10 protein-coding genes are annotated in these 8,311 nt (G+C 68.5%); 3 read left to right on the top strand and 7 right to left on the bottom strand.

All coding sequences use genetic code 11. The features are described 5' to 3' along the window. Positions 1-316: 316 nt before the first annotated feature. The 3 genes from KBZ12_RS15870 to KBZ12_RS15860 all read right to left on the bottom strand — a co-directional run bounded on the left by KBZ12_RS15870 (position 317) and on the right by KBZ12_RS15860 (position 2,196). On the bottom strand, positions 317-655 hold the full coding sequence (locus KBZ12_RS15870) for a nucleotidyltransferase domain-containing protein (protein WP_254958971.1): 339 nt from the start codon (positions 653-655) through the stop codon (positions 317-319). After that, complete coding sequence (locus KBZ12_RS15865; RefSeq protein ID WP_254958970.1) at positions 648-998, bottom strand: nucleotidyltransferase substrate binding protein; 351 nt, start codon at positions 996-998, stop codon at positions 648-650. Before KBZ12_RS15865 ends, KBZ12_RS15870 begins: the two co-directional genes overlap by 8 nt. Before the next feature lie 175 nt (positions 999-1,173). Then, the gene (locus KBZ12_RS15860) at positions 1,174-2,196 is read right to left on the bottom strand and encodes a type I glyceraldehyde-3-phosphate dehydrogenase (RefSeq protein WP_254958969.1); all 1,023 of its coding nucleotides are present in this window, start codon (positions 2,194-2,196) and stop codon (positions 1,174-1,176) included. A gap of 181 nt (positions 2,197-2,377) precedes the next feature. Here KBZ12_RS15860 and murC point away from each other — a divergent pair, with 181 nt between their 5' ends. Genes murC through KBZ12_RS15845 form a run of 3 tightly spaced genes read left to right on the top strand, consistent with a single transcriptional unit; the run spans position 2,378 to position 5,081 of the window. After that, on the top strand, positions 2,378-3,814 hold the full coding sequence (murC, locus tag KBZ12_RS15855; protein ID WP_254958972.1) for a UDP-N-acetylmuramate--L-alanine ligase: 1,437 nt from the start codon (positions 2,378-2,380) through the stop codon (positions 3,812-3,814). A gap of 4 nt (positions 3,815-3,818) precedes the next feature. Next, positions 3,819-4,712: a UDP-N-acetylmuramate dehydrogenase gene (gene murB, locus KBZ12_RS15850; protein WP_254958968.1), complete on the top strand. Its 894-nt coding sequence runs from the start codon at positions 3,819-3,821 to the stop codon at positions 4,710-4,712. 27 nt (positions 4,713-4,739) lie between these two features. Beyond that, positions 4,740-5,081: a YbaB/EbfC family nucleoid-associated protein gene (locus KBZ12_RS15845; protein WP_254958967.1), complete on the top strand. Its 342-nt coding sequence runs from the start codon at positions 4,740-4,742 to the stop codon at positions 5,079-5,081. On the opposite strand, the gene rsgA is transcribed toward KBZ12_RS15845, so the two are convergent. From rsgA to grpE, 4 genes are read right to left on the bottom strand one after another with little or no spacing between them, the layout of a single operon-like run. Then, positions 5,056-6,129, bottom strand: a complete 1,074-nt coding sequence (gene rsgA / locus KBZ12_RS15840; protein WP_254958966.1) for a ribosome small subunit-dependent GTPase A — start codon at positions 6,127-6,129, stop codon at positions 5,056-5,058. The genes KBZ12_RS15845 and rsgA overlap by 26 nt on opposite strands. Beyond that, complete coding sequence (locus KBZ12_RS15835) at positions 6,119-6,364, bottom strand: sulfurtransferase TusA family protein (protein WP_254958965.1); 246 nt, start codon at positions 6,362-6,364, stop codon at positions 6,119-6,121. Before KBZ12_RS15835 ends, rsgA begins: the two co-directional genes overlap by 11 nt. Continuing rightward, positions 6,361-7,485, bottom strand: a complete 1,125-nt coding sequence (gene dnaJ / locus KBZ12_RS15830) for a molecular chaperone DnaJ (RefSeq protein ID WP_254958964.1) — start codon at positions 7,483-7,485, stop codon at positions 6,361-6,363. The genes KBZ12_RS15835 and dnaJ overlap by 4 nt, the downstream gene beginning before the upstream one ends. Continuing rightward, a complete protein-coding gene (grpE, locus tag KBZ12_RS15825; protein WP_254958963.1) occupies positions 7,485-8,204 on the bottom strand; it encodes a nucleotide exchange factor GrpE in 720 nt (239 codons plus the stop codon). The genes dnaJ and grpE overlap by 1 nt, the downstream gene beginning before the upstream one ends. Positions 8,205-8,311: the final 107 nt, after the last annotated feature.

Genomic DNA, 8,311 nt, shown 5'->3' with positions numbered 1-8,311 from the left:
AAGACGTACATTTACAGCTCAGCGAATTCTTCTAGCCCACAAATGGCTGATTTGCGCGCATTCTAGCGTAAGACTCTGGCTGGAACCAGCTGCGCTGCAGTAGATCTGGGTTCCTCAGCAAGCCCTACGTAACAATCGCTGCGCGAACTGGAAGCGAAGCTGCCACAATCGAAGCACTAATGATGGCAGAATGGATAATAGATTTGTACAATTTCATGGCTTTGCTTATTTTAAAATCAATTTTATCGGGGGGGGGATTGTCAAGCATTCGCCCAATCGAATCGGCATCTGGCAACAAGCGTCATGCCGGCGGCGCTCAGCCAGGCACCAGCCGCCGCCCCACCCGGGCCACGTGCTGAGCCAGGGATTCGGGCAGCTCGTGCCGCAGGGAGAGGTCGATGCTCCAGGGCAGCAGCAGGTCATCAAGGGCTCCCATCAGGCGCAGGCGTCCCTGGTGGCTCAGGCCCGGCGCCACCAGGGTGAGGTCGATGTCGGAGCCGGCGTGATGGCGGCCCATGGCCCTGGAGCCGTAGAGCCAAACCTCCTCCACGGCGGGCTCGGCACTGAGCAGGGCCAGCAGGCGGGCTGAGGCCTCCGGCGGCAGACCCGGTATCGCGGCGGGGGTAGCGGCCGCAGCGCCTGGAATCTCAGCCATGCCCCTCGCCAGCGGCAGTGGCTTGAACGCGCTCGCTCAGCACCAGGCGCAGCTCCTGAAAACAGGGCAGATAGCGAGTGGCCACTTGCTCGCTCACCTGCTCAGCGGTGCTCCGGAAGGCCAGCCTCAGGGTGTCACGCGATCCAATCAGGCCGGCGTTGCCCTCCGCCAACAGCAGGTCCCGCAGGGTGTTCCAGCCCAGCTCGAAACAGTATTCAAAAGCCTTGATCAGGCCCTGGCGCTCACGCTCATTGAGCGCGGGAGGCTGAAAAAAGGTCTCCAGCAGATCCAGGGCCTGGCAGAAATTGGCGAAGCGCTGCTGCCAGCGGATATCGGGCGGCATGGCTCCGGGGCGATGGGGGCAGTCTGAACCGGATACGACCGCGCTGGTTCGGAAGGTCCGCCGCCTGGCCCCTTCGCCTCCGTGAGTGCCCTGCGCCGTGGGAAACCGGCCAGCCAGAACAAAAGGGGCCGCCCCACAGGACAGCTCAACAATCTGGGGGGACTGGGCCCGAACCTCACTTCCAGTTGCGGGCCACCACCTCGGCCAGGTCCACCACGCGCTGGCTGTAGCCCCACTCGTTGTCGTACCAGGCGATCACCTTGACCATGTTGTCGCCCATCACCAGGGTGAGGTCGGCATCCACGATCGTGGATTCATCGGTACCGGCGTGGTCGGTGGAGACCAGGGGGAGATCGCAGTACTTGATGATCCCCTTCATCCCGTTCATGGAGGATTCCTTGAGCACGGCATTGACCTCCTCTTTGGTGGTGCCGCGGCTGACTTCAAGGACGAGGTCGACAACCGAAACGTTGGGGGTGGGAACGCGCATGGCAATGCCGTTGAGCTTGCCCTTCATCGGCGGGTAAACAAGAGCCACGGCCGTGGCGGCACCGGTGGAGGTGGGCACGATGTTGACGGCGGCAGCACGGGCACGGCGCAGATCGCGATGGCTGGCATCGAGGATGCGCTGGTCACCGGTATAGCTGTGGGTGGTGGTCATCATGCCCTTGACGATCCCAAAGCTCTGATCGAGAACCTTGACGATCGGCGCCATGCAGTTGGTGGTGCAGCTGGCGTTGCTGATGATGTCGAAATCTTCGTGGCGGTACTGGTCGGCGTTCACACCAACCACGAAGGTGCCGACGCCTTCGCCCTTACCGGGAGCCGTGATCAGCACCTTGCTGGCACCAGCCTCGATGTGCTTACCGGCACCTTTCTGATCAATGAAGACGCCGGTGGCTTCGATCACCAGATCCACGCCCCACTCTTTCCAGGGAAGGTTGAGGGGATTGCGATCGGAGAAGCATTTGATCGGCTTGCCATTCACGATGATGGTGTCATCGGTGTAGCTCACTTCCGCGTTGCGGATGTGGCCGAGCATCGTGTCGTACTGAAGCAGGTGAGCGTTGGTCTTCGGATCGGACGTGTCGTTCAGACCGACCACTTCGATGCCGGTGTTCTCACCGCGGCTGAGCCAGCAGCGCATGAAGTTCCGACCGATTCGACCAAATCCATTGATCGCAACGCGCAAGGTCATGGCAGAAAGCGGTGGAACCCGCTAGCAAGGGGGGATTTTGGCAGCCGATCATACAGAAATGGGGTCCTGCTCTTTCCCGCAGCCAAAGGCCCCGGATCGGACGGTCGGCAAAGCGCAGTATCCCGCAAAGGGGGGTGGGCAGACCTGCCGTTATTTTCGGCAAGGCCAGGAGTCCCCCTTGATCCCAAAGCTTGATCGCCGTCAGCCGCTCCACTTCATCGGGGCCGGTGGGATCGGCATGTCCGCCCTGGCAGGGATCCTGGCGGAACGGGGCTTCCTGGTGAGCGGCTCCGATCCCCGTCCCAGCCCGGTGCTTGAGCAGCTGCGGACCGCCGGGGTGCGGGTGTTCCAGGAGCAGACCGCCGCCACCATCGCCGCGGTGATGGCGGCCGAAGGCGCCCCGATGGTGGTGATCAGCTCGGCGGTGCCCGCCGCCAACGAGGAGCTGGTGGAGGCGCGTCGGCGCGGCCTGTCGGTCGTGCACCGCTCCGACGTGCTGGCGGCGCTGATCAACGACCAGCCCTCGATCGCCGTGGCCGGCAGCCATGGCAAAACCACCACCAGCACCCTGATCGCCACCCTGCTGGAGGCCGTCGGCGAGGACCCCACCGCCGTGATCGGCGGCATCGTGCCCGCCTTCGGCAGCAATGGCCGCCATGGCCAGGGCCGGTTGCTGGTGGCCGAAGCCGATGAATCGGACGGCTCCCTGGTGAAGTTCAACCCCCGGCTCGGGCTGCTCACCAACGTCGAACTCGACCACACCGACCACTACCCGGACCTGGCCTCCCTGGTGGCCACCCTGCAGCGCTTTGCGAGCGGCTGCACGACCCTGCTTGCCAACCGGGACTGCCCAGTGCTGCGCGAGCACTTCCAGGCCACCAGCTGGTGGTCGACCCGCAGCAGCGAGGGGATCGACTTCGCTGCCATCCCCCTGGAGGAGCGGGGTGACGGCACCCTGGCCACCTGGTTTGAGCAGGGGGTGGCCCTGGGCACCCTGGAGGTGCCCCTGCCCGGTCGCCACAACCTGAGCAACACCGTGGCGGCGATGGCGGCCTGCCGCCTCGAGGGCGTGCCCTTCGCCGACCTGCGCCAGGCGGTGGCGGGCCTGCGACCACCCGGGCGCCGCTTCGACTGCCGCGGCCTGTGGCAGGACCGGGCGATCGTCGACGACTACGCCCACCACCCCAGTGAAGTGGCGGCCACCCTGGCCATGGCCCGACTGATGGTGGAGAGCGGCCGCAGCCCGCTGCCGCTGGTGCCCCGCCGGCTGGTGGCGGTGTTCCAGCCCCATCGCTACACCCGCACCGCCCAGTTCCTGGACGACTTTGCCGCCGCCCTGGCCCACGCCGATGCCGTGCTGCTGGCGCCGCTCTATGCCGCCGGCGAGGCCCCGATGGCGGGGATCTCCAGCCCGGCCCTGGCCGAAGCGGTGCGGGCCCTCGCCCCCGACCTGCCGGTGGCGGTGGCGGCCAGCATGGAGGCCCTGGCGGAGCTGGTGGCCAGCGGCACCGGCCCAGGAGACCTGGTGCTGGCCATGGGAGCCGGCGACGTCAACAGCCTCTGGGACCGCCTGGGGGCCCTCGACGAACACGAACGCCCTTCGGCACTGGTGGCCTGAGGGGATGGTCGCGGCCCCGTCCAGCCAACCCCGCCCGTCCGTCTGCCTGCGGGAGTTCACCACCTGGAAGGTGGGCGGGCCCGCCGCCTGGTTCGCCGAACCCGCCAACCAGGAGGCGCTGATCGCCCACGCCGCCTGGGCGGCGGCCGCGGGTCTGCCCTTCCGCTGCATCGGCGCCGGCTCCAACCTGCTGATCGCCGACGGCGGCCTCGACGGCCTCACCCTCTGCAACCGCCGCCTGCAGGGCAGCCGCCTGGACCTGGCCGAGGGCTGGGTGGAGGCGGAGGCGGGCGAACCGATCCCCACCCTGGCCCGCAAGGCCGCCAGGAGCGGCCTGCGGGGGCTGGAGTGGGCCGTGGGCATCCCCGGCACGGTGGGTGGGGCCGTGGTGATGAACGCCGGCGCCCAGGGGGGCTGCACGGCGGAGTGGCTGGACTCGGTGTGGGTGCTGGATCCCCGCCGGCCCGAGGCCCCCTTCCGCCTGGCGGCCGCCGATCTGGCCTTCGCCTACCGCCACAGCCGCCTGCAGGACGAACCGCTGCTGGTGCTTTCGGCGCGGTTCCGGTTGGAGCCCGGCCACGATCCGGCCATCCTCACGGCGCGCACCAGCGCCAACCTGCACAGCCGCACCAGCACCCAGCCCTACCAGCAACCCAGCTGCGGCAGCGTCTTTCGCAACCCCGAACCACTCAAGGCGGGGCAGCTGATCGAGTCCCTCGGCCTCAAGGGGCTGAGCATCGGCGATGCCCAGGTGTCGCCGATCCACGCCAACTTCATCGTCAACACCGGCTCCGCCACCGCCGCCGACATCGATGTCCTGATCAGGCTGGTGCAGCAACGGGTGCTGGAGGCACGCGGCGTGCGGCTGCACCCGGAGGTCAAACGCCTGGGGTTCTAGCCTGGTGGCCAACGATGACTCCCTGGTATGGCCGGCTTCGGACTTCCCAATTTCGGACAGCTGACCGAAGCTTTCCGCAAAGCCCAGCAGATTCAGCAAGACGCCCAGAAGCTCCAGGAGGAGCTCGATGCGATGGAGCTGCAGGGCAGCGATCCCGAGGGCCGCGCCAGCGTCTGGCTCACCGGCAACCAGCAGCCCCTGCGGGTCGAGCTGAGCCCCGAACTGCTCAGCGAACCGGCCGAAGCCGTCGAGGCGGCCGTGCTGGCGGCCCTCTGCAAGGCCTACGAGGTCTCCACCACCACCATGCGCGAGCGGATGGAAACCCTCACCGGCGGCCTGGATCTCAATCTTCCCGGTCTGGGGAACTGAGCTCCCCATCCAGCGCCTGACGGCGCGTACTGCGGGAGGAGCGGCGCAGCTGGGGATTGAGCAGGGGCTCGAGCCGGTCGCCCCGCTGGCGCATCCCCCCTTCCCCCTGGCGGCCCTGGCCCCCACGGGAGCGGACCACCGCCAGGGCCTCCACCTCCTCCAGGCAGCGCCCATAGAGGCCATGGCGGTCCCAGGTGCCGCCCATGGCGCAACCGGGATCCCCCTGGTGACGACAGTTGGCGAACCGGCAGGGGGAGGCCCTGAGCCGGGCCAGCAGCTCCGGGAAGGCGGCGGCGAGGGTCTGGGGATCGCTGGGCAGGGCGGGGGTGTTGAAGCCCGGTGAATCCGCCACCAGGACCCCCGGAGCCAGGGGGAACAGTTCGACATGGCGCGTGGTGTGGCGTCCCCGCCGCAGCCGCCCGGACACGGCGGCGACGCGGAGCTCCAGGTCGGGGGCCAGGGCATTGAGGAGGCTGCTCTTGCCCACGCCGGAGGGGCCGCAGAACACGGCGATGCCCGGCTGGCCCAGCTGGCGGCGCAGGGCCGCCAGGCCCGCCCCGGTGTGGGTCGAGACAGCCACGGTGGCGTAGCCCCAGCCCTCCAGCCGCCGGCACCACGCCTCCACCTCGGCCGCCGGCAGCAGGTCGGCCTTGCTCAGCACCACCTGCACCGGCTGGCCGGTGGCCTCGGCGGTGACCAGGAACCGCGTCAGCTGCAGGGGATCGAGGCCCGGCTCCGCCAGGGCCACCACCACCACCACCTGGCTGACGTTGGCGACCGCCGGCCGCTGCAGCAGGTTGTGGCGGGGTTCCAGGCCCACCACCGATCCCCGCCGTGCCCGCCAGTCAACAGACGCCACCGTCACCCGATCACCGACACACACCTGCAGGCCGCTCTTGTCGAGGCGGGTGCGCCGGGTGCAGAGCAGGCGGCCGCCTCTGCCCGGCTCGGAGCCATCGGTGCCGAGCTCGCAGGGCCCATCGAGATCCACCAGGCAATAGTTGGCCTGCAGGGCCACCACCCGCCCCGGCAGCGGCTCAGCCCCCATCCCGTCGCACCAGGAGCCGCACCCCGTCCCCTGGGGCGAAGGGCGAAGGGACGACCAGTTCCACGGCATGACCCTCGGAGCGCAGGCCCTCGGCCACCATCTGCTCCGGTTCGCCCCCGTCCAGGTCGATCTGGAGCCAGCCGCCCGTTGGCAGCCTTTCGAGCGCCAGCCGCGCCCGGATGAAGTTCACGGGGCAGGCGGTGCCCCGCAGATCGAGGGCCACCGGATCGTTCAACCGAACAGGCCGCCGAACAGGCCGCTCTTGTGGTGGTGGCGCTGGCCCTTGCTGGTGTGGTGTCCGGCCAGCTGCTCGAGCAGTTGCCGCTCCTCACCGTTGAGCTTGGTGGGCAACTGCACCTTGATGGTGAACTGGTGGTTGCCACGGGCCACCGGATTGCCCAGGCGGGGAATCCCCTTGCCCTGCAGGGTGATCACGGCCCCGGGCTGGGTGCCGGGGGGGATCTCCAGGGGCTCCTGGCCGTCGACGGTCTCCACCTCGATCGTGTCGCCCAGGATCGCCTGGAGGTAGTTGAGCGACACCTCGGAATGGATCGTGACCCCGTCCCGGCGCAGGTGCGGGTGGGCCTGGACCGCGAGGAACACATAGAGATCGCCCGCCGGCCCGCCCCGCTGGCCAGCGTTGCCCTCCTGGCCGACCCGCAGCCGGGTGCCCGAGTCGACACCGGCGGGAATGTTGATGCGCAGCTTCTTGCGCACCTGCTGCAGGCCCTGGCCGCCGCAGGCGGAGCAGGGATCGGCGATCACCTGGCCGGTGCCTTCACAGGTGGGGCAGGGCGCCACCTGGGTGAAGTTGCCAAAGGGGGTGCGGGTGGCCCGCCGCACCTGGCCGGCGCCGCCGCAGGTGCCGCAGGTGGTGGGGCCGCTGCCCGCCTTGGCCCCCGAGCCGCTGCAGGTGGTGCAGGTTTCGAGGTGGCGGATCTGCACATCCTTCTCGGTCCCGAACACCGCCTCGCTGAAACTGATCGTGAGGTCGAGGCGCAGATCGTCACCCTGGCGCGGTCCGCGGCGGCGTGCGGCTCCGGCGGCAGGGCCGCCGGCCCCACCGAAACCGCTGAAGAAGGTTTCGAACAGGTCGGCGAAGCCACCCATGTCGCCCATGTCGGGCATGCCTGCGCCACCGCCCAGACCGGCTTCGCCGAACTGGTCGTAGCGGGCCCGGGCCTGGGGATCGCTGAGCACCTCATAGGCCCGGCCGATCTCCTTGAAACGATCTTCCGCCGCCGGGTCCTTGTTGACATCCGGGTGGTACTGGCGAGCCAGGCGCCGGTAGGCCTTCTTGAGGCTGTCGGCATCCACGTCCCGGCTGACACCGAGCAGGTCGTAATAGTCGGCCATCAGTCGGATTGCCCCTCACTGGGGGGGGCCGGGGCCTCAGAGGGGCTGGCCCCACCGGCCGGACCGGGGCCCATGGACACCTTGACCAGGGCGTGCCTGAGCACGCGGCCATCGAGGTGGTAGCCCCGCTGCAGCTCCTCGATCACCACATCCTCCAGGTGGTCCTCACTGGGTTCGCGCAGCACCGCTTCGTGAAGGCTGGGGTCGAAGGGTTCGCCTTCCACCCGCATCGGTGAAACCCCCAGCTGCTTGAACACATCAACGAGCTGTTTATAAAGGTTCTGGTAGCTGCGATGCAGGGTCTGGGCCTCTTCGCCCTGGGGATTGAGCTGCTGGCGGGCCCGGTCGAAGTTGTCGACCACCGGCAGGATCTCGGTGAGGGTGGTGCAGGTGATGTGCAGGCGCTGGTCTTCCTTGTCGCGGCTCTGGCGTTTGCGGAAGTTGTCGAAGTCGGCGGCGATGCGCATGTACTGGCCCCGCAGCGACTCGTTCTCGCTGCGCAGGGCGGCCAGTTCGGCTTCGAGCTGGCCGCGGCGATCACCGGCCTCCCCCTCAGGGGATGGAGAGGGCTCGGAGGCCGCGTCAGCCGGCAGGGCGTCCGTATCTCCGTCAGCCTTCACCTGCAGGGTCTCGAGGAGCTCCTCCACCCGGGCCGCGTCGACCGCGCCCTCCCGGGGATCGATCGGTTCCTCATGGGGGGGGGTGATGTCGCCGGTCATGCGTTCTGGCAGGGATGTCAGATGCCGTTATGTTGAATCCCCGGGAGCCTCCTCCACAAGCGGTGGAAGCCCGCACCTCGGCCCCAGGCTTCGCTCCCGATCCTTCC

The organism is Cyanobium sp. Cruz CV13-4-11 (assembly GCF_024346055.1).
In the GTDB taxonomy this organism is placed as follows: Bacteria; Cyanobacteriota; Cyanobacteriia; order PCC-6307; family Cyanobiaceae; genus Cyanobium.
This window is presented reverse-complemented; position numbering and strand designations above follow the sequence as displayed.

Coding starts and splice junctions, on each gene's coding strand:
- KBZ12_RS15860 (WP_254958969.1), bottom strand. CDS start 2,196: ATGACCTTGCGCGTTGCGATCAATGGATTTGGTCGAATCGGTCGGAAC.
- KBZ12_RS15865 (WP_254958970.1), bottom strand. CDS start 998: ATGCCGCCCGATATCCGCTGGCAGCAGCGCTTCGCCAATTTCTGCCAG.
- dnaJ (WP_254958964.1), bottom strand. CDS start 7,485: ATGGCCGACTATTACGACCTGCTCGGTGTCAGCCGGGACGTGGATGCC.
- murB (WP_254958968.1), top strand. CDS start 3,819: ATGGTCGCGGCCCCGTCCAGCCAACCCCGCCCGTCCGTCTGCCTGCGG.
- KBZ12_RS15845 (WP_254958967.1), top strand. CDS start 4,740: ATGGCCGGCTTCGGACTTCCCAATTTCGGACAGCTGACCGAAGCTTTC.
- rsgA (WP_254958966.1), bottom strand. CDS start 6,129: ATGGGGGCTGAGCCGCTGCCGGGGCGGGTGGTGGCCCTGCAGGCCAAC.
- KBZ12_RS15870 (WP_254958971.1), bottom strand. CDS start 655: ATGGCTGAGATTCCAGGCGCTGCGGCCGCTACCCCCGCCGCGATACCG.
- grpE (WP_254958963.1), bottom strand. CDS start 8,204: ATGACCGGCGACATCACCCCCCCCCATGAGGAACCGATCGATCCCCGG.